Raw genomic sequence first — 24,618 nt, forward strand, 5'->3', positions numbered from 1 at the left:
TGCACAAGCATTAACGTGAGCCGTCAGTTTCAAATAAGGATTTTTGGTCGAATGTATAAAGCCTTCTATGGATTAAACGATAATCCATTCTCTATTGCGCCTAACCCTCATTATATGTTCTTGAGCGATCGTCATCGCGAAGCGCTGGCACACTTAACTTACGGGTTAGGTGAAACTGGTGGATTTGTATTGTTGACGGGGGAAGTTGGTACCGGGAAAACTACCGTTTCGCGTTGTTTATTACAACAAATACCGGAAAATACAGATACGGCATTTATTCTTAATCCATCACTTACCGAGTTAGAGCTTTTGGCGACATTGTGTGATGAGTTGGAAATTAAGTATGGCGAAAATCCGACCTTAAAACAGCTGACCGATCTCATCAGTACTTACTTACTCACTAATCATAAAAATGCCCGTAATACCGTACTGATTATTGATGAGGCGCAGCATTTGCGTTCTGAGGTGTTAGAGCAGTTGCGTTTGCTGACTAACCTTGAAACCAATACCAAAAAACTGTTGCAGGTCATTTTGATTGGCCAACCAGAGTTACAGCAACTGTTAAAACGCCAAGATCTTCGCCAGTTAGCACAGCGGATCACCGCTCGTTACCATCTATTACCATTGAATAAAGATGAAATTGGCTTATATGTTCTGCACCGTTTACAAGTAGCGGGTCGGCACGAGCCTTTATTTACCCGTAAAGCGATAGCCGCGTTACATAAGCACTCTGGCGGTATTCCACGCTTGACTAACCTATTATGTGAACGAGCGCTAATGGCTGGTTATGGTCAAGCTAAGGTGCCGATTGATCACAAGATGGTTAATCAAGCCGCCGTTGAAGTGTTAGGTGATATTGATGCTCCTAGCGATAAGCGTTGGCCATTTGTTGCAGCAACCGCGCTGGTATTGGCATTTGGTTTGTCGTTTTATCTGTTTAATCGCTCGGCTAATGACGATAGCCTTAACTCCAATACAGCATTAGCTAGCAATCAAACGCAGCAGTCTGTTAATCCGCCAGCGTTAGCCACTATTCCTAGTGCCACAAATCAATCTATTACAGCATCGACATCGCAACTACAAACCAGCCCGCCAGTTGTTAACGCGCAGCAACAGATTTTGCGTCAAGCTATGTTACAAAGCAGTAGCATTGATAATGCTTTTGCCGGGTTATTTGGTTTATGGAATAAACAACCTATCATTGGTTTATCTGCCTGCCAGGCTGCGCAGCAACAAGATTTAGCCTGTTACCAGCAACAAGGTAATTGGTACAGTATTATGCGGCTAAATTATCCTGCGGTGGTGTATTTACAAGATGCTCAGGCGAATGTGTTTTATGGGGTGATTGTAGAGCGCCAAGTGGAGCAAATTTTATTGCAATTGGGCGAGCAACAATTCTGGGTAAACAAAGATTGGTTTGATCGTCATTTTAGCGGTACCTTCGAAATTCTTTGGCAACCAGATGGTGTATTACCCCGTGAAATCGGTCAGTCTTCGAGTCTGGCGCAAGTACAGTGGTTAGAAAATAGCTTAGCGTTAGTCAATAAACGCCGAGCACGCTTACTGACACAATTCGATGGTGAATTAGAACAGCAATTAATGCAATTTCAGCGTCAGCATGGCCTAAAGCCTGATGGTATTGCTGGCAATCAAACCTTAGTACAACTGAACTTATATTTAAGCCAGCAAGGCCCGCGTTTGAGTGCATCTTCGGAGCGCAGTTAATGTCAATTCTATTAGACGCTGTTAACCGTAAAAAGCAGCAACAAGAAAATATTGTTGATGTTATTTTAACGCCCAGAGCCAATTATTCTCCGCCGCCGAAAATATCAGCCAACACCCGAAAATTCACTCTGCTGGCGTTATCTATTGCGTTTGGTGTTGGTGCGGCTTGGAGCATGAGTTTGTTGCTACATCCTGCAGTGCCTGGTGTGCAAACTGTTGCCTTACCCGTTGAGCGTTACAATGCACCGTTAGCCGTGGCTGATACCGTGGCTGTAGCCCAATCAACCCTATCTGCTGATGCGGTAGCTGCTAATGGATCTCGTGAGCTGCCACGCGGCAATCAGAGTGCCATAGATCAAGGCCATGATGGAGTGCGATTAGCCGGTAAAGTGGCTTTGCCGATTGCGCAACCTCTTGCTCAAAATAGTTATCAATCCTTGGGTACTTTGCAACGTAATGTTGAGAATACTGCTGCTGAACCTATGGGGTCAGGTTATCAATCGGCATCAGATGTTGAAGCGCGTAATCAGGATTGGGGTCGTAATGACGATGCTCAGGCATTAACTCAGCAAACTGACGATCAACCCCATCAAGTGTCGGGACGCAGTGCGTCTTCTAATCTGACAGATAATGCCGAACCGATTATATTAGGCGCCAATGCGAATCGACGTGGGCAAGCTGAACTAGAAGCATTAAGGCTGCAAGTTAATGCTGCGGCTGAAGAGGTCGATTTTGCTTCGGTAAAAGAGCCCTCAATTGATGAGCGCAATAACTTGTTAGCCGCATTTCAAACCGCGCTAAAAGATGTTGAATATGAGCAGTCTGCAAATCAGCAAGTGACGCAGGAAAAGCTCGATCCTATTCCTCGACCTACCAATCAACAAATTCCTAAATATGGTGATCTACCTGCCAGTGTACAGTTACAAGTGCCTGAGTTTAATATTAATGCCCATGTATACTCATCTGAACCAAACAATCGTTGGCTAAATGTCGATGGTGTTGAATTACAGCAGGGCGATATGATTCAGAATAAGCTTACCATTGTTGAGATAAGGCCTAGGGATATAGTGTTAGAAATTAACGGTGAACAATTTAGAGTGCCGGCTATTTAGATGCTGCTTTAGCACAAGTATTTCAATCTTGGTTTACCATACTTACCTTAACAAACCTATCGCAACTTCGTTATGTTATTCGTTAGTCTCAATCGATAAATAACACTAAGGCGCTTATTGCGCCTTAGTGTTATAGGTTGAATTAACTCGCCATATTAACCATGAATGTTATTGGCTAAAAACAAGGTTAATCCATAACCGATGCAATAACATAATAGTAATGCTGGTACGTATTTTAAGTAGCTGACAAATGTGAGCTCTTCCACTTTACTCATGGCAATGATGCCTGATGCAGAACCTATGATTAATAACGATCCACCGACACCAACAGAGTAAGTCAGTCCTAACCATTGTGCTGTTGTGAGAACCGGATCGGCTTTTAATAACGCTGCGGTTAATGGCACGTTATCTAACAAGGCAGAACCCACGCCAGTGAAAAAGTTAGAAATACTAGGGTTATACATGCCGTACACTTCGGTTAATAAATGTAAGGTGCCAATTTCTTTAAGCATGCCAACGAGTAACAAGATACCTAAGAAGAACAATAGAGTATCGAATTCAACCTGACGAATATATTCTAATACTTGAACTTCTTCACTTTTACTTTTATTGGTGCGGCCCACTAAGAACATCACCGATAAGCCGAATAAAAAGGTCAATACTGGCGGAATACCAAACAGCACGTTAAGTACCATGGTTAATACTATGGTAGTAAAGAAAATGACTCCGATGACAATATCAACCGTATTGTAATTTTGCTCGATAGGCGTGGTGCTTACATGTCCTTCGGCTTTAAGTGAAAACAATACTGCTAGGACCATGACGCTAATTCCTGCTGGAATAAACAAGATTAACAATTCTGAGATATGCACTTTACCGGCGAGGAAAATCATCAAGGTAGTCACATCACCCGTGATTAATGCCACCCCACCAGAGTTTACCGCAAAGATAATTAACACGGCCATACGGCGGCGCATTTGCTTATCTAAATTAAAGGTTGTTAGTAAACCTAATGACACCAGAGTGGCAGTGACGTTGTCACAAAAAGTCGACAGTACTAATGAGAATAACCCGACTTGCATCATCAACATTCGCACAGAGACTTGCTGCGGAAATATTTTTTGAACCAATACTTGGATCATGCCTTTAGCATTAAGATAGGCTACAAAAGTCATGGTCGACATTAAAAATAACCATAATGTAGCAATTTCTAATAAGTTTTCGTTGAGGTTTTCGCCCACGATTTTACTTTTTTCTGGGCTACCAGAAGCTATGAACAAGGTAATCCAAGCTATACAGCCAAGGAATAGGGTGGTTTTTGCTTTATTTATATGGGTAACTTCTTCGAACACGATACTGAGCAATGCAAGTACCGCAAGTGAGATAAGAAAAGTATGTAGCATGACTGCAATTCCAACTTTGTGTTGTAGGTAATCAACATCATTACCATGAATTTTTGCTAACCTAATTTGGCCCTAGCGTTAAGGTTTAATTAAGCTTTCCGTTTGGCGGGGCGATCACATCACACAACGAGGGATTTCGCAACTGAGATCACAGTTATTTTGTCAATAATCGACCAAAGTAGCGTATAAAAAAGCAATACAGTGAAAAGAAATTGGAGTTTGTTAACACAAATGAAAAGAGGATAAATAACGTGGTTATTTATCCTCTTTATTGTTACCAAAAGACTGCTTAGCTTGAGCTGTCTGTTGATTTATTTCATTGCAGCAAAAATACGATCAACAGCGGCCAGAGTATATTCAATTTCAGCATCGCCGTGAGCCATTGACATGAAACCCGCTTCATAAGCACTTGGCGCTAAATAAATACCTTCATCTAACATGGCATGATAGAAATGACGGAAGTGTTCCATGTTGCATTTTGTGACTTGGGCAAACGAGGTCATTGGCGTGTTATCTTCAGTAAAGAAGAAACCAAACATACCACCCACATAAGTAATATTTAATGGAATACCGTGTTTGTCTGCAGCGGCTTTAAAACCTTCTGCAACGCGTTTCGTTTTATCTGCAAGTGCTTCGTATAAACCGGGTTCACACAATGCATCCATTTGGGCTAAACCAGCAGACATCGCAATTGGGTTACCAGATAAGGTACCGGCTTGATAGACAGGGCCAGTTGGTGCAATAAACTGCATGATATCTTTACGGCCACCAAATGCGCCTACAGGCATGCCGCCGCCAATAACTTTTCCAAGTGTGGTTAAGTCAGGTGTTACGTTGTAGTGACCTTGTGCGCCACTCATAGAGACGCGGAAACCTGTCATCACTTCATCAATGATTAATAGTGCACCAAACTCATCACACATGGCACGTAAGCCTTGTAAAAATCCTTCGACAGGTGGAATACAGTTCATGTTGCCCGCAACGGGCTCAAGGATGATACAGGCGATACTGGTTGGATTTTGTTCGAAGATAGCACGCACAGAATCAAGATCGTTATAGGTTGCTGTTAACGTGTGCTTAGCAAAATCTTCTGGAATACCAGGTGAGCTTGGTTGCCCTAGGGTTAACGCGCCAGAACCTGCTTTAACTAATAAGCAGTCAGCATGGCCATGGTAGCAACCTTCAAATTTTAAGATATTGTCACGGTTAGTAAAACCACGTGCTAAACGAATCGCACTCATAGTGGCTTCAGTACCTGAACTGACCATTCTAACTTGTTCTATTGATGGCACCATTGATATGACTTTTTCAGCCATTTTAACTTCAAGTTCCGTTGGTGCACCAAACGACAAGCCATTTTCAACGGCATCTAACACTGCTTGGCGAATTTTAGGGTGGTTATGGCCTAAAATCATCGGTCCCCATGAACCAACATAGTCGATATACTTTTTACCATCGGCATCAAAAATATAAGCACCATCAGCTTTTTCAATGAACAAAGGTGAACCACCTACACCATTAAAAGCTCGTACAGGCGAGTTAACGCCACCAGGGATGGTCTTTTTAGCCTGTTCAAATAAAACCTCGGAACGGGTCATGTCTAATCCTTAATATTGTGTGCCAATTATCTATCGGCTTTACGTGAATACCAGTTTACTGGGCACTCATACTTTTCGAGTTGGTCTTCAACCCCAAGTGTTAATGCAAAAAGTGCCATACGTATAAGTAAGCCGTTATCGGCTTGTCTAAAAATAGCCAAACTTGGGTGGCTGTTTAAATCATTGTCGAGTTCATTTGCTTGCGCGCGTGAATCACGAGGCAATGGATGCATAATCACGGTATTTGACTTGCAGTGTTGCGTATAAATATTGTGATTTAAGCGAAACTTACCTCGGTACTTATTGGCTTCTTCCTGTGATGGGAAGCGCTCTTCTTGAATGCGTGTCAGATATAAAATATCTGCATGATGCAAATTGCCTTCAAGTTGCTCGGTTATTGTGATCTTATGGCCAGCATTTTCAATGTCAGCGATCACATAGTCAGGCATTGATAGTTCACTTGGCGATATCAAGGTGAATTTAATATCTTTATGCATGCACAGTAAGCGTGATAGTGAATGCACAGTACGACCATATTTTAAATCACCTACCATAGCGATATGCATACCGTCTATACCCATACCTGAGTGGCTTAACTCTTTCTTGATGGTAAATAAATCGAGTAAGGCTTGAGTAGGGTGTTCATTCGGTCCGTCGCCACCGTTAATTACAGGTACGCGACTGCCTTCGGCAAATTCTTTAACTGAGTATGCGTCTGGATGACGCATGGCAATCACATCCGAATAAGTAGAGAGTACTCTAGCCGTATCGTAAAGTGATTCGCCTTTGGATAATGACGATGATGCCATTCCTGTGGTTTCTCGAACATGTCCGCCAAGTAAATTGAAGGCACAGCCAAAGCTGACACGAGTTCGGGTGCTGGGTTCAAAAAACAGATTGCCTAAAATGGCACCTTCTAATACTTTGGTGCGTTTTTCACGCAAAGCATAAGGTGTCATTTTATTCGCGACGTTGAAAATAGTGTTAATTGAATCCAGATCTAACTGGCTTACTGAAAGGATATGTGAACCTTCGAACTGCGTCATCAGCCTAATTTCCAAAGTTTAGGGGCAAAATATTCACCAGAACAGCATGCTATTTTACCGTATTATTATATAGGGTGTTATAGAGATTATGTCTAGGGTGGCTGAGGCAAAATTGTAGCAGAAAATAACCGCCAGATAAATATAATAACCGTGCTTAACACAGAGATTCACTTGCTGTTATCAAGAACATTGACATGATTTTGGCCGTTAACTTAATCGTGTTTGAAAGACTCATTTATTTGCTCGTGCCGCAGCGAATTAGCCTTAGAACCACTGAGATAACATCTGAAGCTGTAATTTGCTCAAGCACCTCATATGGAGCGACAAGTGAAGATTAAGCCGCACTTTGTCACACTATTGAGGACTAATGAGATCAAAGAGGTTGAATTAAATTTGCCCTGAGCGAATTTCTTGCAATAAATTCGCCCAACTGATCACCCCAACAACTTTTTGCGTGTTATCACGATAGATATACACTTCGCCAGATCGTTTTGGGAGCAGTGCTTCATAAGCCTCATTTAAGGTGGCGCTATCAGGTAATCCGGGCATGAGATGACGCGATAGGGTGGTTGAATCTTCAAAGGATTGCATTTCAAGTCGCAACATTTCAATTTCGCCTTCAGCATTTCGAACTAATACTGGGCGGCCAGCAGCGCGTTTAAGTACTTCAAGCAGTAGTTCGTCATCATCGTTAACAATCACGAAGCGTTTATCCATCAGTACCCTAACACCTTTCTTTTGTAACCCTTGATTCAGTGGGGCAACCTTATAGCCTAAGCCCATAATATCCAGTTGTTTAAGTAGGATAGAATGAGTATTAAATCCCTGGTATGCCACTAAAAATGCTGGAATGGTGACAAACATCGCCGGTAAGATAATCGACGCATCGTTGGTTAATTCAAGCAGCGCAACTAATGCAGCTAGAGGGGCACTCAGACAAACCCCCATCATTGCTGTCATGCCAATGACAGTATATAAACCCACATAAGGTGCAATGGATGGAAACAGTAAACTGCTGACTAAGGCTAAGATAGCCCCAACTAATGCGCCAATACCATAGAGTGGACCAATTAATCCGCCGGGGACACCAAAGCCAATAGCAGCGATGGTGGCCAAGATTTTTGCCAACAACAGTGCAATTAAAAACAGTAAACTAGGATGCTCACTAATGGCTTCTTTAATCGCCAGATCACCAGAACCTAAAGCTTGTGGCAGCAACAGCGCCACAAACGAAGTAATAACACCCGCAATAAGCAGCCGATAAATTAACGGCCATTGCTGACCTGTCGCGGTTACTTTTAGCAGTGAATAGTTAAACAACGCAGCGACACAGCCTAAGGCAAGGCCGCCAATCAGCAAAATAGGATATTGATCCAGTGGAATATGAATGACATTAATCAATTCATATTCATGAATATTACCAAACACCAATTGACTGGATACCGCGCCGCAAATGGCTGAAAGCATGATTGGGAAGAAATAATGGATTTTGTATTCGCGTACAATCACTTCAAATACAAATAATACCGCAGCAAGCGGTGCATTGAAGGTTGCAGCAATGCCAGCGGCAATACCGCTGGCACACATAATGCGCACGCTATTGTCTGGTAATGAAAACTTCTCGGCCATAACACTGGCACTTACCGCACCTAAGTGAATTGCGGGGCCTTCTTTACCGACAGAAAAATTAGCCATTAAGGCGATTAATGCTTGAAAAAACTGTCCAGCAGCAGATTGAAGCGGTACCTTACCGTAATGTAATTTGAACCGGTGAAGTACATAGGCAATCCCCATGCGCCGATAGCGTTTTGAGCCCAATAAAGACAGTAACCAAATGAGTAATGCGCCGATTATCGGTAAGTAAGATCGCCAATTAGTTAAGGTTGAGCTTAAGGTTAAGCTATCTGAATGCAGGTATTGATCTGCCCACACTAAACTTAAACGGAATAAGATAATCACCACAGAAGCTATGATGGCAAACAGCAGCGCCAGTGCACAAAGTTGCACACTAATTTTAGCCTGAGATAACTTATCTCTAAATTCGTTACGTAGATATTTGCGCGTCGTTCTTTTGGCGTGAATAATAGCGGCTTTATTTATCTTAAATCGCACGGTTTGACTCTAAGGCCTGTTGATATGTTAAGGGTGTTTTGTGCAGCTGTTTATTGATCGTTTGATAACGCGCTAGTGTCATGTTATTACTCTCCATCAATAGGACTAACCGCTTAATACATGCTGGCTGCATATCTGATTTAACACAGTTAATAGGCTAAAAAGGGTTATTGGGCTCGCTAAATATTAGCATTATAACCTTGTGTCATACGGGTATGATTTGCACAAAACGTTAACTAGGGCACAAAAATAAACCCAAGAAAAATATGCTTCGCCAAGCATACTGTATTTTATTAAAAGGTTGTAACTTAATGTTAAATTATCACCGTTGGTTAGATAGACTGCAAGTTTTAGAACGTAAAAATAGGACATCAAGCATATACTTGATTGGTTTAATGTTAGTGTGTTTTTTATTGGGAGCAATAAGTTTTAATTTATGGCTTTCATTTGCACCAGAGGCTACGCCGAATAGTGCCAGTGGCAAGCGTAAATTGTTACAACAACTGGAGGAACAGGCACAAGTGCTTGCCAGCCGTAATTTAGCATTAAGCATTGCTGAAAATGCCAATAAAGAAATGCAAGATATGTTTAGCCAACAACTATCAGATCAAAAAGCGTTAGAGAAAGAATTAGCGTTTTATCGCAGTATAATGGTGACTGATTCTGGTGTTGAAGGCGTGTCTATTCATGGGGTGGAATTAGCCCTGGGTGTGACGGCAGGTCAATATCAATTGCGATTAATTCTCACTCAGTTGCAAAAACACCAAGTTAAAGTGAAGACGAGTTCGACGGTATTGTTGCTGGGTACACAAAATGATCAGCCAGCTGAGCTGTCTTTGAGCAAATTAATCAATAAAAAACTGGATTTTGAATTTAATTATTTTCAAATTATAGATAACAATTTTGAACTTCCAGTGGGATTTAATCTTCAACGAATCATGGTCAAAGTGAAGGTGGCTGCTCGTCGTGGTGTCAAAGGTGGCGAGATTGAGCAAGTCTATAATGTACCAGAGCTGTTGATGGGTGAAAAAGAACTGCGGGTAATACTTGAACAAAATAGTCAGGTAAAGGATAATTCTCCGCAGAAACCGAAGTAAGAGGTAGTAATGACTGAACAAGTTGATACAGCAATGCCGATCCAATTTACCGATGCGGCGGCGATAAAAGTAAAAGGTCTGTTAGAAGAAGAACAGAATCCTGAATTAAAACTGCGTGTGTATGTAACAGGTGGTGGTTGCTCTGGTTTTCAGTATGGCTTTACATTCGATGAGAAAGTCAACGAAGGTGATTTCACCATTGAGAAACAAGGTGTGCAATTGGTTGTTGATCCAATGAGTCTTCAGTACCTTGTTGGTGGTGAAGTCGATTATACATCGGGTCTTGAAGGTTCACGATTTTTTGTTAAAAATCCTAATGCGACCACAACATGTGGCTGCGGAGCGAGTTTCTCGGTGTAATGCGCGTTATTACAGTGATTAACCTGTCTGGGGACATGTAATCGAATAGCTAACAAAAAGCCGTCTTTCGACGGCTTTTTTGATGTCTATAGTGTACCGATACACCCAAAACTAACTGCTCATAATATTAAAATTCATCCGCGGTTTAAACCACGCCTTCACTTTTGCATTAAAGCTAATCCACACTTGAATGATCCCCAGCGCAATAAGCACAGAGTAGATAACCCAATCAGCAACAACGGTTTGAAACAAACCAAAATCAAACGTGGTTGGACCGGCAACTAAATTGTCGGGGTCATACATAATGATTGGCAGTACGCTATATAACAAAAGTTGCAGTACGCAATACACCCGCAGAAGATATAAGCCTGCTTTTTGGCGGCCGATTATTGCGAGCACCATCATTAAGGTTAATATGCATAGCATTGCACTTAACTCAGACAAGGAGTTGGCAGCATATAGCCCGCTGATGGCCGACAAGGTATAAACGATCATCAAGCCAATTAGCCGTTTTGGTAAATGTGGCTTTGCAACGCTGTGAGCCTGGTCTGCGTGGTTGGTTTCAGAGTTGGTATCGGTCATTACAATTAATGCTTTTGTTGTTTCTTTGGCAAAATTCGCTCATTCATTTCAAAAGGAGGAACCACAACACCTAAGTCTTCTTGAACGGGGAAAACTGCGATAAATAAGTCATCATCTTCCATACCGCTTACCCAACGTTCTTGAAACTCGTCAAGTGGAATCGCTAATGGCTCGCAGTCTTTCCATTCATCAACAGCCCATAGTGCGGCAGTCTCTTCAGATGGCCACATTGGAATACAGTCTTCATCTTCAGTGGTCAGCATGACACAACCATCTTGATCTTGAAGTGTCCAAATAATTTTTTCAGCTTTAATCTGATCAACCATATAATCATAACGACCTTCTGGAGTTAGATTCATTAGTTCAGATACAGTTTTGGTTTTATTGCTCATATTGACTCTCATCTTAAGTTTTGGCTTTGCTCAATTTTAAACAATTAAGCAAATTTGTGGGCATCATAACATTGAGGCCACAATTGCAAAAGTAAACCACGCATTTTGGTGTGTTTATCTCGCCTTGAAACGCCCACCTAGCACAGCAGCGCGTGACGCACCCGTAACAGCGGGTAAGTTAGCGGGTAAATCATGGTGATAACGCATGGCTAACCAGGCAAAGGCAATGCCTTCAACCCATTTTGCATCCACACCTAACGCGCTGGTGGTAGCGACTTTATAATGGGGAACCAAGATGGCTAGTCGTTGCATTAAGGCTTTATTTAATGCTCCGCCACCACAGACAAATAATTCACCTGTCGGTGCCAGTTTATTTATGTCGTTGGCAATACTGTGGCAGGTAAGGTCAAGTAGGGTAGATTGAATATCTTCTTGATCTAAATGACTATAGTCAGCGATTTGTTGCTCAAGCCAAGCTTGATTAAACAGCTCTCTACCAGTACTTTTTGGGTAAGCTAACGAAAAGTAAGAGTGCGATAATAGCTGTTTGAGTAAGTCAGGATTACTGGTTCCTGAGTCTGCCCAAGCACCATCCTCATCAAAAGGAAGGTTCAAGTTTTGTTGAATAAAGGCATCGATTAGGTTGTTACCCGGACCGGTATCGAAGCCTAATACTTGCTCACTATTACCAGGTAAATAGGTTACGTTGGCAATTCCACCTATGTTTAAAATCACTCTAGAGTGACCTTGGCGAGCAAACACTTGCTGGTGAAATGCTGGAACTAACGGTGCCCCTTGGCCGCCAAGGGCGATATCTTTACGTCTAAAGTCAGCAATGACATCGATATTAGTTTCAATAGCAATGGTATTAGGATCGCCAATTTGCAATGTAAAACCCATTTCTAAATTAGGCATATGACGCACAGTTTGTCCGTGTGATCCTATGGCTATAACCTCATCGGCAGTGACAGTTGTTTTAGCCAATAAGTGATTAACCGCTTGTGCAAACAGTTTACCAACGCTGCGATCGAGTCGACCGAGGCGGTTTATTTCATCTGTTGCTGGCTGGCATAAACGTTGTAAACCACTTAATAAATGTGCTGGTATTGCTTCGGTATGGCTGGCAACTAAAATAGGATGATCAGTTGAAAAATCAACCAACACCGCATCAACACCATCCATGCTTGTGCCTGACATTAGACCGATAAAGTATTCTGGCTTAGACATGAGGTAACTCTCTGTGAATGGCAATATTAGGCTATTAATTACTTGCCAATTGCTGTTGTTGATTTGATTTTAGCTGAGCCATCAATTGTTTACTGAGTGCCGTAAATTTATTTTTCTCTTTACGATCAATCGGCATTGATTTAGGTAAGTCGATGGTTCGTGGATTGCGATGAACGCCATTTACAATGAATTCATAATGTAAGTGAGCACCGGTGACTCGGCCTGTTTTACCTAAGGTACCGATTATTTGGCCTTGTTTAACCGTTTCACCACGGTTTACTTTACGCTTAGTTAAATGCAAATACTTAGTGGTGTAGGTTTCGTTGTGCTTAATGAATACATAGTTGCCATTAAACTGGTTATAACCGGCCTCAACCACTTTACCTTTACCCGCGGCTTTAATCGGTGTACCAATGGCGGCCACATAGTCTACGCCGCGGTGGGCTTTAATTTGCCCCGTTACTGGGTGTAAACGACGAGGATTAAAGTTAGAACTGACATATTTAAAGTCTACTGGCGAGCGTAAAAATGCTTTGCGCATACTACTGCCATCTTCTGAATAATATTCTCCGTCGGTATACCGTACGGCGGTGTAACGCTCCCCTTGGTTAAAAAACTCCGCAGCGAGAATATTGCCATTACGTAAAAATTGGCCATCGGCGTATTCTTGTTCAAACAATAATGAAAAATGATCGCCTTTACGGATATCAAGCGCGAAATCGACGTCCCAGCCAAAGATATTGGCCAATTCCATAATGTGATTACCCGATAAACCGGCATCCGCCGCAGCATTCCAAAAGTTACTTTTAATATTGGCGGTAATAAATGAGGTACGATTTTCGATTTCTTTGGTGTTGACGGTTTCTTTATATTGCTCATTGTGATGACTGATCACTAATGTCGACACTTTGTCCATTCGATAGGTTAATTCTTGTAATTCACCTTGGGCATTTTTACTAATGGCAATTTCTTCGCCGGGCATAATCTTGAGCAAATTCTTTTTGGCTAACGGTAATTGGGTAATGTCGTAGACGTCTTTAGCGCTGAGTCCAGCACGACTAAATAAGCCGCCCAATGTATCGCCTCTAACAACTTCATAGTATTCAACGCTATTATCACCGTTAGCGACCTCTTGCTTTAACTTGGCTTTTTGATTAGCCACTTGCTGGTCGATATCATTGATCATACCGTCAATATCAGAAGTGCTGGTTTGCAACATCGAAAGGTGTTGAGCAAAGGCTTCGTCATCTGCCGTTTCACCGCTGATGGTAGTGTCGCTGTCATCTTTTGATATGAGTTCATCAGACTTTTCGGCATCATTATTATTTGGTGCTGTAGGCGTACGAAAGGCAAGTGGAATGGCATAACGCTTGTTGATTTCTATGTCTGGTTGCTCAGTTGATTGGCTCATCAATTGGGTTTGTTTAGATGCTTGAGCGTCTTCCGATGGGAACATCAGAATAAATGTCGTTAAAATCACTAATAAAGATAATGTGATTTGATGTGCTTTTGGCAGCAATGTGAATAAAGTAAGAAGCTTTGCCATTGACTCTGTTACCAATTTCTCTATCTCGTTGTTATCTGCTAAGTGTACACTCTTTCATTTGCTGTGGCTAACAAGTAACATAGAGCTCTTTATTTTTTGTGCAAGCCCTGGGAGTTGCAGTAGAGATGGCGAATTTAGATCAAGTATTGGCAGAGATTAAGCGCGGTACCGATGAGATATTACTTGAAGCGGATTTGCTTGAGAAACTGAAAGAAGGGCGCCCATTACGCATCAAGTTAGGCGCAGACCCTACCGCTCCAGATATTCACTTAGGTCATACGGTTATTTTGAACAAAATGCGTACTTTTCAAGAGTTAGGTCACGAAGTGATTTTCTTGATTGGTGACTTTACCGGTATGGTCGGCGACCCTAGCGGTAAAAACAGTACTCGTCCGCCATTGACCCGTGAGCAAGTGCTTGCTAACGCAGAAACCTACAAAGAACAGGTTTATAAAATTTTAGACCCAGCAAAAACGCGTATCGAATTCAACTCTAGCTGGTTAGAGCCATTAGGTGCCGCGGGTATGATCCGCTTAGCTTCACAGCAAACGGTTGCTCGTATGATGGAGCGTGACGATTTTAAAAAGCGCTATGCATCAGGTCAATCTATTGCGATTCATGAATTTATGTATCCTTTATTGCAAGGTTACGATTCAGTTGCATTGCAAGCCGATGTTGAATTAGGTGGAACCGATCAAAAGTTTAACCTGCTTATGGGTCGCGAACTGCAAAAGTCAGAAGGCCAAAAACCACAAACTGTTATCATGATGCCATTGCTTGAAGGTTTAGACGGCGTTAAAAAAATGTCTAAATCGGCCCACAACTATATAGGTGTGAGTGAGCCAGCTAATGAAATGTTTGGTAAAATCATGTCGATTTCAGATGATTTGATGTGGCGTTATCTTGAATTATTGTCATTCCGTCCATTAACTGAATTAGCCCAGTTTAAACTAGACGTTGAAAATGGCACTAATCCTCGCGATATCAAGATTTTATTAGCCAAAGAAATCATTGCTCGTTTCCATGATGAAGCCCAAGCAGAAGCTGCACATCAAGCGTTTATCGATCGCTTTCAAAAAGGTGCCATTCCAGATGACATCGAAGAAGTCATTTTAGAAGCGGGTGAAGGCTTAGCGATTGCTAACTTACTCAAAGATGCAGGTCTTGTCGGCTCTACATCTGATGGTATGCGGATGATCAAGCAAGGTGCGGTTAAAATGGATGGCGAAAAAGTGGAAGACAGTCGCATCAGTTTTAATGCAGGTCTTGAAGCGGTATTCCAGGTTGGTAAGCGAAAATTTGCTAAAGTTATCTTGAAATAAGTTTTATGAAATCAATAAAAAACGGCTTATTAACTAAGCCGTTTTTTTATGTCTGATACTTAATGAAATCGATATCACTGAAGCCATATAACACAGCCAATTAAAGCGCTCGCGGCGCGCAATTGACTCTGATTTTATTACTGAGCCGCAAGTTGGTCAGTCATGGTTTGATAATCCATTAAATCCATTTGCTCCACTAGGCGCTCAGTATTGCTATCAAATTTAAGGGTTGTGACACCGGGTACGGCAAGGTCGATAATCTTTCCAGGTTTACCATACTGATCGCCTGGACCGCGTAAGCGATAACTACCAATGATTACCACCAATGAGCCAGTATTAAACATGTGTTCTACGTTTAAGCGGTATTCTAATACCCCTTCATGTGCTCGTTGTAAAAACGCAATAATGTGCCGACCACCTTTGTAGGTCGTATTGGCTGTCTTATCGTAAAATACTGTTTCGCGTGAATAAAATCGACGTAAGACGGTATAATCGTGATCAGTGAGTGCTTCCATGTATTGCATCGCAAGTTGTTGTTCTCGCGGCATGTCACCAATATTGGCTTTAGTGGGAAAGCTCAATAGCAAACAGCATAATATGAAGATTATTCGCACATTAAATTCTCTTAGTTTTCAAATCAAAAGCCGGTAAAGATAAGTGCCAGCGAATAGCACTCAGACGGATGATTAGCGTACTGAACATAGCGATCAGTAATGATGTCATGCTATCCATGCCGACAAATATACTTAAGGTATAACAGATGCCTCCAACGATAGAAGCGGTTGCGTAAACTTCTGTTCGCAGCACCATTGGAATTTGTCGACATAATAAATCACGAATAATCCCGCCGCCGACGCCGGTGATTAAGCCCATGACTACCGCGACCATACCAGACAATCCCATTAGTAAGGCCTTTTCTGCGCCAATAACGGTAAATAATGCCAAACCTAATGCATCGGCTATGGGCAGTGTGCGTGCAGGTAATTTATGGGGTTTACGCACCAACACTAAGCACGCCACTACGGTCGCAAGAATGACAATAATATAATTCGGATCGCGGATCCAAAATACCGGTGTCGCGCCGATTAAGGCATCACGAATACTGCCGCCGCCAATAGCTGTAACAGATGCTAATACAATAACACCAAAAGGATCCATGCGGTGCTTACCAGCAGCTAACGCTCCCGAAAGGGCAAATACAGCGGTACCACATAAATCAAAAAAGTAGATCCATTGACTCATTTACTTAGCTCTTTGAGATGAATTGTGAGGGCATCTACTGAAATACGGATTTCTATTACCGATAAAATCAACGAATACAATAACAGCAGTAAACTCAATCCAAACACCAATGAGCCAACTTGATTAAAGCCAACGTAAATCAAAATCATACATAACACACACAAGGCAAAACTGCTGACACCAGCTTCTTGCATTTTGCGAATAATAATAATTCGCTGGCGTAAATTTTTAATTTGATCGCCTTGTACCGGTTTTTTATCGTTACTGAGTTGACGGATCAATGCCGCTAATGAAAAAAATCGATTGGTGTAGGCCAGCAATAACAATGAAATAGCCGGAAACAGCAATGCTGGTGTGGTTAATGATACATGTAAATGGTTGAACAAAATGGCATTCCTAAACTGGTTTTCATGCAGCTAATAATTAGTTATAGAGGATTTATGTTACAAAGATATAAGCCATTTGCCGGCATAATTGACCTATGTTAACAACGAGTGGTGACATCAGGTTGTAACAGGCCTACATCAAACGCACACGAGTCCATAATCGCTAAATGATAGCCTGTTTAAAACAAGATTTATATGGTTTAAATAAATCTTAATCCGGTCCAAATAAGCGGTAGTAGCAAGGTTAGGCTGATCCAAAAAAGATTGGCTGTGTGCGTGACGGTTATGGCTTGGCTAATGTGGCGATGATCCGGCAAGGGCCCTGATTTTACTTTGGGTAAATCTACCCGAATGGTGTTGCCATTTTCAATAAATTGCTGTGGCCCGCCTAATTCTATTTTTAATAATTTGGCCGCTAATGCGTAACTCGTGTAATGGTTATTGAGCTGATCTTTATTCACTGTTGTCGATATTGGTTGTGAAAAAATAGACTTGATACCCAATTGGCCAAATTGAATGGCGATTGAGCAGTGCCAAAGTAACGTCGGGATGAAAAATATGACTCTATTTAACTGGCCGACAAAACTTGAAAAAATATAAAAATGTGGATGATAAGGCGGCCAGCAATGTTGTAGTTGTCTTAACATACGCACCACTAATGTCATCGTAGCGCCGCCTATGCTGAAAAATAGTATGGTTGCTAAGGTGCCGTAAATGGGAGTAGTAAACAGTTTCTCTATGGTTGTTTTACTTAACCCCACCTCTGATAACGCTTGGGTATTTTGTCTCACCCAAGGAGCCAGAAGTTGTTTGGCCTGTTGTTTATTACCGGTTTTTATGGCATCAACCACTTTTTGTGCCACAGGCTTAAAAGCGGAATCACATAAACAGAAATACAAGATGATCAGTTCAAAAAACCAAGGATAAGCAGCAAGGCTGAGTAAAAAGCTCACGATAATCCCGCTAGGCACAATTAAAATGAGTGTCGCTAAAATCCCTGCAATAAGTTGCTGGCTCACCGCTCGCTCTGGATGATTTACTTTGATGGCTATCAAGGTGGCTAAGCGGTTGAACCATAATAATGGCTGTAGATCTCTAGGAATGGGCGCAAATCGAGCCAAAATTAAGGCACAAAATAAAATACAACAGCTTTGCAGTAACCCGCCATCTTGGCTAAGTAATTGAGGATTAAATAATTGATTGACCATAGACACTCAATAGTTAGGCTGTTGTTAACCTAAGGTTGCTCAGTACAGAGACCATGAGGTCATTGTCTCTGTACTGATTCTAGAAGGTTTATAGCTGTTGTAACAGTGCGATCACCATCATGGCAGAATGCAGGCCTGCTTTAATAATATAAGAGTCAAAATCAACCGGTGAGTCATTGTTGGCATTGTCTGATAGAGAGCGGATAACCACAAAAGGTACTGTAAACTGGTGACAAACTTGGGCTATAGCTGCCCCTTCCATTTCACAGGCTGCCATAGTCGGAAAGTTTTCACGCATCAATTTTGTCCGTACCGGGTCGCAAATAAAGCTGTCGCCAGTGCAAATTAATCCTTCTATTGCGTTTACTTCACCTAATGATGCTACAGCTTGTTTGGCCGCATTCACTAGGTTGATATCAGGCATAAATGCTGCTGGTTGCTGGGCCATTTGGCCTATTTCGTAACCAAATGCAGTGACATCTACGTCGTGGTGACGTACTTCTGATGAAATCACAATATCGCCGATAGCGAGAGAATCCACAAAACCGCCTGCGGATCCTGTGTTAATCACATGGGTTACGGCAAATTTTTCGATTAATAATGTGGTCGCGATACTGGCTGCCACTTTACCGATCCCCGAGCGAGTGACGACGACATCTTTGCCTGCAATGCTACCGCTAATAAATTCGATTCCGGCAATAGTGCTATGCACAGGCTCAATGATGGCTTGAATTAAATGAACAACTTCTGGCTCCATTGCGCCAATAATACCGATTTTCATGAGTGAACCTTAACTGAATAAGCAAATTTGAATGGCTGCTAATATATCACGAGCACGATAAATGTGTGCAAGCTGACAGTGATTTTATTGATCCATGGGTTGGTTATTTGCACCAGGGCCTCGAGTTAAAACTATTTTATTATGGGTGATTTAATTCATGGTTATTGGAGGTCACAGCTTTTTTACACCTTAATTACGCCACAATAACGTCAATTTAAGACAGCCTGTCTCAGGATTGCCGATTAAAGCGTCATAGCTATTATTGTAGAGGCAAAATCATGCAACACGATATGACTTACTATGCAAACCGCGCCAAGGCGTTAAAGCCTTTAATGCCAGTAAAAAATCCCAGCAGATAAGATTGAAAAGATTAAAGCGTTACTTGGATTCTCAGCTTCGAGCGTTAATGCTAAACCCAGCAAGACACGTTTATCCCATGCTGTTATGTTGACTGGAATCTAGTTTCGAGCAACAAGCGACTCACACCAAACCTCCTTTACAGATTGGTATAAATGTTTACGCTTTTATTAAACTGTCCTGATGCTCAAACTTCAGTCCTTTCTTACTGACATGGGCAAAAAATTGTTCAGGCGTCATGGGTTTTGAAAAATAAAACCCTTGAAATTCTTTGCAGCCCATATCCGCCATAATGCTTACCTGTTCCGCAGTTTCTACACCTTCAGACACACACTTGATATCTAGTTCTTCACACATATTATGGATCGCTTTTACCAAGCTTTGTTGACGTGCTGAAGAGGTAACTTGGCTGATTAATGAACGATCTAATTTGAGTTTATTAATTGGGTAGTCAGCCAAACGAGCAATATTAGAATAACCGACGCCAAAATCATCTACCGAAATGGTGAAACCCCACGCTTGTAGAGTTTTCATTAACATTAACGAGTGGGCTTGATTCGCTTCTAGTGAGGTTTCGGTTAACTCGAGTTCTATTTGTTTTGGGCTGACAGTAAAGTCAGCTAAATACTTAACTAACTTGGACATAAAGTCGGTTTGAGTGAAATCAATTAGTGAGATATTAATCGCCACAGGTACACAGTTAAGCCCTTGTTGAGTCCATTGATTGATTTGCGAGCAGACTTTTTGTATCACCAAATCCGTTAAACGGCTGATCATTCGGTACTCTTCTGCGATAGGGATAAATACCGCTGGTGATACTGTACCTAAAATGGGACTGTGCCATCGAGCCAACGCTTCAAGGCCGATACATTGTCCTGATGCCGTTACTTTAGGTTGATAATAAACGGTTAGCTCACCTTGCTGTAGTGCTTCATCGAGCAACATCGATATTTCATATTTCTCTAAAAAGCTTTGTGAATTGGTTTGGTCATATAAGCTAAATACATCGTTGGTATTGGCTAATTTAAGCGCCTCGATAGCATGAGCGACAACTTTACAGCTTGCATCCCCGTGTTCAGGGCAATGGGCAATACCAAATAGAAATGATTGCGAAGACTTAATTCCTAGTAAGTTGTAATCTTCATCTAAAGTATGTTTGATTTTAGGTAAGGCGCTATACAGATCGGTTTCGTTAAGGCTACCAAGAATAAAGGCAATTTTCCCAGGTCCAATATGAGCACATAATAAAGGTCCTTCAATATTGTTACGCAGGCGTTTAAAGGCTGTTTTAGTAATGGCTTGAGAATTATGGTTACCAAATTTTATATTTAAATAGTCGTTATTGGCACTTTGAGCCACAACCACATAAAAGCCTTTTCGATATTTTGCAATTAGGCGGTCACATTGCAGTTCAAACCAATCTCGATTCGGTAACTGTGTTTGTGTATCGCGATAACGTAGACGTCTGTTCTCTTGTTCCATGGCGGCCAAATTACCTTTAATGCTCTGTTCTGCACTGCAATCATGAAATTCATAAACACAAAAATTAGCATCGGTCAGTTGCTGATGGACAACACGCTGATAGGTATTGTTGAAGTGCAATATTTGTTCTTGTTTGCCTGCGTTACAGGTTTTGATGTTTGGCATGACAGATGAAAGCAATAACGTTTCGCTTTTTAATGGTTTAGGTAATTTTAGTAAATCAATCGCTTGTTGGTTAGCATCAGTAATCTTTCCCAGATCATCGACAATAATTTTGGGGATAGTCGATTCTGCAAAAAAAGTGCGGTATAGCTCATTTTTGCTTTTCAAATAAGCGTTTGAGCTTAGCGTTGCTTTATTGAGACGTTTAGCCGCGACAATGGTTCTTGCTACTGCTAAAGGCACGCAGATATTAAAAAATAGAAAAACCACTCCAGTAATATACCAACTCGCATCAGGGAGTTGCTTATCTATGTGGGTGTATTGAGACAGGTCGATATCATGCAATATCATATAAAATGGCACGATATTTAATAAGGCGAAACAGATTGCTACTCGGTGCCCTAACAACATTAGCGCAATAGAAGGGCATACAAACATCAGCATACTACCTATTTTGGCTAGTCCTAAGTCTGGAAGCGACAAGTTGATTGCTAAACTCGCCAATACCAATGCAGCGAGGAGGATATGAGCACATAAATGATAGAATCGCTTACTGGCCAGTAACAATAAAAATAACACCGAAGTGAAACCAATAGTAAGCGCGATTATCCATAAGTAATTTAATTGTAAGGCAGAATTGAATGTGTCAAACGCAATAGCTAAGCACAGCAACATTCCCGAAGAGAGGATTATTCGTAGTGCACTTATTCGCCAGTTGGGTATCGATTCATGTGCGTTTTTATCATCGTTTAGCAGGAAAAATTGGTTAATGAAATTCATGAAAACACATATTTTGATTGCCAGAAATTAATTAAATAGCATTTACTTTTATAAATCAATGGACTGTATGATTATTCGTGACAGTAAAATGTAAATATCTATTATATGTAATGCTATTTCTTTGAGGGGACAGTTTTGTGGTTAAAAATTGTTCATCGATTTAATGCGCAGAATATTTTTGCTCGAAGGTCTACCTGTATGAACAATAAAATGACAGTGAAGATTTAAAGTATTGATGCTGAGTCGGTGGGGTATAACCGTTATTACCTATATTTAGCAGCAATCTTTCGTTTGCGAAGGGGCTGCAACATTGTGTCAATTAAATAGCCATATGTTGCGACCTAGATGTGTATTTAGCCTAAAGGATAGGGGCAGTTATTTAATGGCGCTAGTTATGCGAATGTTCTCGCTTTAGTTTTACGCATCACTTCTTTTTGTGGGTAAACGGCATCCATAACAAGCCTGTTAACCATGCATTTTGTTTCGCGTTTGGGTATTCGATTAATCCTATGTCGATATCCTCGTCTGCTTTACTGGCCTTAGCAGAATAACTACCAAATAACCGATCCCACCACACAATACTAAAACCAAAGTTAGTGTTACTTTCGGCCATCACTTGGCTGTGATGTATGCGGTGCAGTATTTGGGTTACCACCACATATCGGGCAATATGTTCCATTTTTTTAGGTAAGCGAATATTAGCGTGGTTAAAAATGGCAAATCCATTAAGCAAGATCTCAAACAGTATCACCGCCTCAGCAGGTATACCTAATATGATAATCGCTAGCGCTTTAATCCCAAGACTAGCGATGATTTCTAAGGGGTGAAAGCGCAAAGCCGTACTGCTGTCGACATGGCGATCTGCGTGGTGCACTTTATGTAAACGCCACAATAACGGTATGCGATGAAATAACCTATGTTGCCAGTAAATAAGCATGTCCAGTAACAACAGACTACTTATAATATTGACCCAATGGGGCAGATTAACCCAGTGCAATATGCCCCATTGTTGTTGTGTGGTGTACAAGGCAAACCCAGCTAAACCCAGTGGTAATAGTAATCTTGCTACCACAGAAGCGATTATTAATAAGCCAAAATTGCCAAACCAACGAGTGACTATAGAGGCTGTTTGTGGTGTTTTGGTTAGTTTCCTTGCCGGGAATAGGCATTCTAGACTCATCATCAATGCCAGAATCGTTAAAAACACACCTAAGCGTATCGCTACCATCTCATCTATCATGTTGTTGGCTCCTTAACGGCTGATTTCTGAGTCTTTGCTCCTTTGACAAGCTGATTTTTAAGTGTGTAGTAGCCGCCATGAATGCGAGTAAAAATGGTAATGGCCCCTAAAAAGGCAAAACTATAGGCAAGTTGTGGAAAATAAGTTGGCCATAAACAAAATGCCACAAAGAAAGCGATGGTTTCGGTGCCTTCGGTTAAGCCATTTAAAAAATAAAAGCTCTTATTGGCAAATTGTGGTCGAGGCAAATTCAGCTTTTCAGCCGGTATGGCAAAGGCTAAAAAGCTTGAGCCTGTGCCGATGAATACGCTTAACAACACAGCTGCGGCTAAGGCGTTTTCATTAGGGTTGGCCAAGGCGAACCCTAGCGGAATGGCGGCATAAAATAAAAAATCGAGGCAAATATCCAAATAACCACCCGCGGCACTGGTGTGTTTTTGGTGGCGAGCAAGCGCGCCATCAAGGCCATCGATAATTCGATTAAGTGCGATAAAGAACAAGGCGCCGTACCAAAATTGTAATGCCAACAAGGGAACAGACAACATGCCTAAACCGAAACCCACTAAGGTGAGCTGATCAGGGTGGACATTTTTTTTATCGAGTAACAGCACCGCAGGCGCTAACAGTGGCTTTATTACTGGGGTGATAAATCTATCTAGCATGATGTCATTCCAATTAATCTATTGATTATCGTTCAATTCTTTAACGTCGCGATTTTGTTACGTCACGGCTTATCTATATCTATAACTGTTCTACCCATATCAGTACTGCTGATTACAGTATCATTTCTCAAAGTGAAATGACTTGGCCTTGGGCTGCGTCGGCATCAGTTTGATCGTGAGTCACCATAATCGCGGGTAGCTGGTGCTGGCGTATTTGATCAAAAACGAGTTGCCTGATTTCTTGGCGTAATTGACTGTCGAGCTTACTAAAGGGTTCGTCTAATAAAATGGCTTTAGGTTGGCTAAGCAATACCCGCAGCAATGCTACTCTAGCTTGCTGGCCGCCAGATAAACTTTGTGGATTACGCTGCTCTAATCCGCCCAGACCGACTTGGGTTAATGCCTCACTAATTGCGGTTTGTCGCTGTGCTTTAGGGCTCGGCGGCATGGCAAAGCCGATGTTTCCTGCCACAGATAAATGCGGAAACAATAATGGGTCTTGATAGAGCAAACCAATATGGCGTAAATGACTGGCTGTCGTAGTGATATTTTGGCCGTTTAAATGCAATTGTCCTTCAGCACTAAAACCCGCTGGTAACATGCCAGTTAACCAGTTTAATAACGTCGATTTTCCGCTACCAGATGGTCCCATAATCGTCAGTATTTCACCGCCACGAATGGTTGCACTTAATGATAATAAGTCTTGTTGCTGACGACGCAAGATCAGCCCATCAATGGTGAGAACTGATGCTGTAGTTGTACTTGAGCTTTTGGCTGTACTGGCGAATGTTTGCAT

At 41.6% G+C, this 24,618-nt stretch carries 22 protein-coding genes; 5 read left to right on the top strand and 17 right to left on the bottom strand.

Annotation, left to right across the window (positions count from 1 at the left end):
- Positions 1-51 precede the first annotated feature (51 nt).
- Both GW828_RS04900 and GW828_RS04905 read left to right on the top strand, forming a co-directional pair.
- Positions 52-1,725 (top strand): ExeA family protein, encoded by a 1,674-nt coding sequence (locus tag GW828_RS04900; RefSeq protein WP_182698307.1) that lies wholly within the window; start codon positions 52-54, stop codon positions 1,723-1,725.
- Positions 1,725-2,837, top strand: coding sequence for a general secretion pathway protein GspB (locus GW828_RS04905; protein WP_273057676.1), 1,113 nt, complete (start codon positions 1,725-1,727; stop codon positions 2,835-2,837). Before GW828_RS04900 ends, GW828_RS04905 begins: the two co-directional genes overlap by 1 nt.
- 155 nt (positions 2,838-2,992) lie before the next feature.
- On the opposite strand, the gene nhaD is transcribed toward GW828_RS04905, so the two are convergent.
- The 4 genes from nhaD to GW828_RS04925 form a co-directional block, all read right to left on the bottom strand.
- Entirely contained in the window at positions 2,993-4,240 is a 1,248-nt protein-coding gene (gene nhaD / locus GW828_RS04910; RefSeq protein ID WP_124017063.1) for a sodium:proton antiporter NhaD, read from the bottom strand.
- A gap of 311 nt (positions 4,241-4,551) precedes the next feature.
- Positions 4,552-5,838: a glutamate-1-semialdehyde 2,1-aminomutase gene (hemL, locus tag GW828_RS04915; protein ID WP_124017064.1), complete on the bottom strand. Its 1,287-nt coding sequence runs from the start codon at positions 5,836-5,838 to the stop codon at positions 4,552-4,554.
- A gap of 26 nt (positions 5,839-5,864) precedes the next feature.
- Positions 5,865-6,884, bottom strand: a complete 1,020-nt coding sequence (locus tag GW828_RS04920; protein WP_124017065.1) for an aspartate carbamoyltransferase — start codon at positions 6,882-6,884, stop codon at positions 5,865-5,867.
- Between the two features lie 387 nt (positions 6,885-7,271).
- Positions 7,272-8,996: a chloride channel protein gene (locus GW828_RS04925; RefSeq protein WP_124017066.1), complete on the bottom strand. Its 1,725-nt coding sequence runs from the start codon at positions 8,994-8,996 to the stop codon at positions 7,272-7,274.
- A gap of 311 nt (positions 8,997-9,307) precedes the next feature.
- On the opposite strand from GW828_RS04925, the gene GW828_RS04930 reads away from it, so the two are divergent.
- Entirely contained in the window at positions 9,308-10,093 is a 786-nt protein-coding gene (locus GW828_RS04930; protein WP_273057677.1) for a DUF6776 family protein, read from the top strand.
- A 9-nt stretch (positions 10,094-10,102) separates the two neighbouring features.
- Entirely contained in the window at positions 10,103-10,453 is a 351-nt protein-coding gene (gene erpA / locus GW828_RS04935; protein WP_124017068.1) for an iron-sulfur cluster insertion protein ErpA, read from the top strand.
- A gap of 111 nt (positions 10,454-10,564) precedes the next feature.
- Here the strand turns inward: erpA and GW828_RS04940 are convergent, their stop codons facing one another.
- From GW828_RS04940 to GW828_RS04955, 4 genes are all read right to left on the bottom strand, one after another.
- Complete coding sequence (locus GW828_RS04940; protein ID WP_124017069.1) at positions 10,565-11,035, bottom strand: hypothetical protein; 471 nt, start codon at positions 11,033-11,035, stop codon at positions 10,565-10,567.
- Between the two features lie 5 nt (positions 11,036-11,040).
- Positions 11,041-11,427, bottom strand: coding sequence for a DUF2750 domain-containing protein (locus GW828_RS04945; protein WP_165870124.1), 387 nt, complete (start codon positions 11,425-11,427; stop codon positions 11,041-11,043).
- Positions 11,428-11,541: 114 nt separating this feature from the next.
- On the bottom strand, positions 11,542-12,654 hold the full coding sequence (locus GW828_RS04950) for an anhydro-N-acetylmuramic acid kinase (RefSeq protein WP_182722513.1): 1,113 nt from the start codon (positions 12,652-12,654) through the stop codon (positions 11,542-11,544).
- Positions 12,655-12,688: 34 nt separating this feature from the next.
- Positions 12,689-14,200 (bottom strand): peptidoglycan DD-metalloendopeptidase family protein, encoded by a 1,512-nt coding sequence (locus tag GW828_RS04955; protein ID WP_273057678.1) that lies wholly within the window; start codon positions 14,198-14,200, stop codon positions 12,689-12,691.
- Between the two features lie 125 nt (positions 14,201-14,325).
- Here GW828_RS04955 and tyrS point away from each other — a divergent pair, with 125 nt between their 5' ends.
- A complete protein-coding gene (tyrS, locus tag GW828_RS04960; protein WP_124017073.1) occupies positions 14,326-15,522 on the top strand; it encodes a tyrosine--tRNA ligase in 1,197 nt (398 codons plus the stop codon).
- A gap of 137 nt (positions 15,523-15,659) precedes the next feature.
- On the opposite strand, the gene GW828_RS04965 is transcribed toward tyrS, so the two are convergent.
- The 9 genes from GW828_RS04965 to GW828_RS05005 form a co-directional block, all read right to left on the bottom strand.
- Entirely contained in the window at positions 15,660-16,070 is a 411-nt protein-coding gene (locus GW828_RS04965; protein ID WP_235781991.1) for a nuclear transport factor 2 family protein, read from the bottom strand.
- A gap of 67 nt (positions 16,071-16,137) precedes the next feature.
- On the bottom strand, positions 16,138-16,764 hold the full coding sequence (locus tag GW828_RS04970) for a trimeric intracellular cation channel family protein (protein WP_124017075.1): 627 nt from the start codon (positions 16,762-16,764) through the stop codon (positions 16,138-16,140).
- A complete protein-coding gene (locus GW828_RS04975; protein ID WP_124017076.1) occupies positions 16,761-17,150 on the bottom strand; it encodes a DUF2721 domain-containing protein in 390 nt (129 codons plus the stop codon). Before GW828_RS04975 ends, GW828_RS04970 begins: the two co-directional genes overlap by 4 nt.
- A gap of 200 nt (positions 17,151-17,350) precedes the next feature.
- Positions 17,351-18,358: a cobalamin biosynthesis protein CobD/CbiB gene (locus GW828_RS04980; RefSeq protein ID WP_124017077.1), complete on the bottom strand. Its 1,008-nt coding sequence runs from the start codon at positions 18,356-18,358 to the stop codon at positions 17,351-17,353.
- A gap of 88 nt (positions 18,359-18,446) precedes the next feature.
- Positions 18,447-19,139 carry a 5'-methylthioadenosine/adenosylhomocysteine nucleosidase gene (locus tag GW828_RS04985; protein ID WP_182754315.1) on the bottom strand — a complete coding sequence of 231 codons (693 nt, stop codon included), beginning with the start codon at positions 19,137-19,139 and terminating at the stop codon, positions 18,447-18,449.
- Between the two features lie 516 nt (positions 19,140-19,655).
- Complete coding sequence (locus tag GW828_RS04990) at positions 19,656-21,920, bottom strand: putative bifunctional diguanylate cyclase/phosphodiesterase (protein WP_273057679.1); 2,265 nt, start codon at positions 21,918-21,920, stop codon at positions 19,656-19,658.
- A gap of 424 nt (positions 21,921-22,344) precedes the next feature.
- Positions 22,345-23,160 (bottom strand): sterol desaturase family protein, encoded by an 816-nt coding sequence (locus GW828_RS04995; protein ID WP_124017079.1) that lies wholly within the window; start codon positions 23,158-23,160, stop codon positions 22,345-22,347.
- On the bottom strand, positions 23,157-23,822 hold the full coding sequence (locus tag GW828_RS05000) for a CDP-alcohol phosphatidyltransferase family protein (protein WP_273057680.1): 666 nt from the start codon (positions 23,820-23,822) through the stop codon (positions 23,157-23,159). Before GW828_RS05000 ends, GW828_RS04995 begins: the two co-directional genes overlap by 4 nt.
- Before the next feature lie 127 nt (positions 23,823-23,949).
- The gene (locus GW828_RS05005; protein WP_273057681.1) at positions 23,950-24,618 is read right to left on the bottom strand and encodes an ATP-binding cassette domain-containing protein; all 669 of its coding nucleotides are present in this window, start codon (positions 24,616-24,618) and stop codon (positions 23,950-23,952) included.

It is taken from the genome of Shewanella vesiculosa, assembly GCF_009994065.1.
Lineage (GTDB): Bacteria > Pseudomonadota > Gammaproteobacteria > Enterobacterales > Shewanellaceae > Shewanella > Shewanella vesiculosa.

What these genes read in the sequence shown, in the direction of transcription:
- GW828_RS04905 (WP_273057676.1), top strand. Translation starts at nt 1,725, where the DNA reads ATGTCAATTCTATTAGACGCTGTTAACCGTAAAAAGCAGCAACAAGAA.
- GW828_RS04900 (WP_182698307.1), top strand. Translation starts at nt 52, where the DNA reads ATGTATAAAGCCTTCTATGGATTAAACGATAATCCATTCTCTATTGCG.
- GW828_RS05000 (WP_273057680.1), bottom strand. Translation starts at nt 23,822, where the DNA reads ATGCTAGATAGATTTATCACCCCAGTAATAAAGCCACTGTTAGCGCCT.
- hemL (WP_124017064.1), bottom strand. Translation starts at nt 5,838, where the DNA reads ATGACCCGTTCCGAGGTTTTATTTGAACAGGCTAAAAAGACCATCCCT.
- GW828_RS05005 (WP_273057681.1), bottom strand. Translation starts at nt 24,618, where the DNA reads ATGCAAACATTCGCCAGTACAGCCAAAAGCTCAAGTACAACTACAGCA.
- GW828_RS04965 (WP_235781991.1), bottom strand. Translation starts at nt 16,070, where the DNA reads ATGCCGCGAGAACAACAACTTGCGATGCAATACATGGAAGCACTCACT.
- GW828_RS04985 (WP_182754315.1), bottom strand. Translation starts at nt 19,139, where the DNA reads ATGAAAATCGGTATTATTGGCGCAATGGAGCCAGAAGTTGTTCATTTA.
- erpA (WP_124017068.1), top strand. Translation starts at nt 10,103, where the DNA reads ATGACTGAACAAGTTGATACAGCAATGCCGATCCAATTTACCGATGCG.
- GW828_RS04920 (WP_124017065.1), bottom strand. Translation starts at nt 6,884, where the DNA reads ATGACGCAGTTCGAAGGTTCACATATCCTTTCAGTAAGCCAGTTAGAT.
- GW828_RS04930 (WP_273057677.1), top strand. Translation starts at nt 9,308, where the DNA reads ATGTTAAATTATCACCGTTGGTTAGATAGACTGCAAGTTTTAGAACGT.
- GW828_RS04980 (WP_124017077.1), bottom strand. Translation starts at nt 18,358, where the DNA reads ATGGTCAATCAATTATTTAATCCTCAATTACTTAGCCAAGATGGCGGG.
- GW828_RS04950 (WP_182722513.1), bottom strand. Translation starts at nt 12,654, where the DNA reads ATGTCTAAGCCAGAATACTTTATCGGTCTAATGTCAGGCACAAGCATG.
- GW828_RS04990 (WP_273057679.1), bottom strand. Translation starts at nt 21,920, where the DNA reads ATGAATTTCATTAACCAATTTTTCCTGCTAAACGATGATAAAAACGCA.
- GW828_RS04945 (WP_165870124.1), bottom strand. Translation starts at nt 11,427, where the DNA reads ATGAGCAATAAAACCAAAACTGTATCTGAACTAATGAATCTAACTCCA.
- GW828_RS04970 (WP_124017075.1), bottom strand. Translation starts at nt 16,764, where the DNA reads ATGAGTCAATGGATCTACTTTTTTGATTTATGTGGTACCGCTGTATTT.
- GW828_RS04995 (WP_124017079.1), bottom strand. Translation starts at nt 23,160, where the DNA reads ATGATAGATGAGATGGTAGCGATACGCTTAGGTGTGTTTTTAACGATT.
- GW828_RS04955 (WP_273057678.1), bottom strand. Translation starts at nt 14,200, where the DNA reads ATGGCAAAGCTTCTTACTTTATTCACATTGCTGCCAAAAGCACATCAA.
- GW828_RS04940 (WP_124017069.1), bottom strand. Translation starts at nt 11,035, where the DNA reads ATGACCGATACCAACTCTGAAACCAACCACGCAGACCAGGCTCACAGC.
- nhaD (WP_124017063.1), bottom strand. Translation starts at nt 4,240, where the DNA reads ATGCTACATACTTTTCTTATCTCACTTGCGGTACTTGCATTGCTCAGT.
- tyrS (WP_124017073.1), top strand. Translation starts at nt 14,326, where the DNA reads ATGGCGAATTTAGATCAAGTATTGGCAGAGATTAAGCGCGGTACCGAT.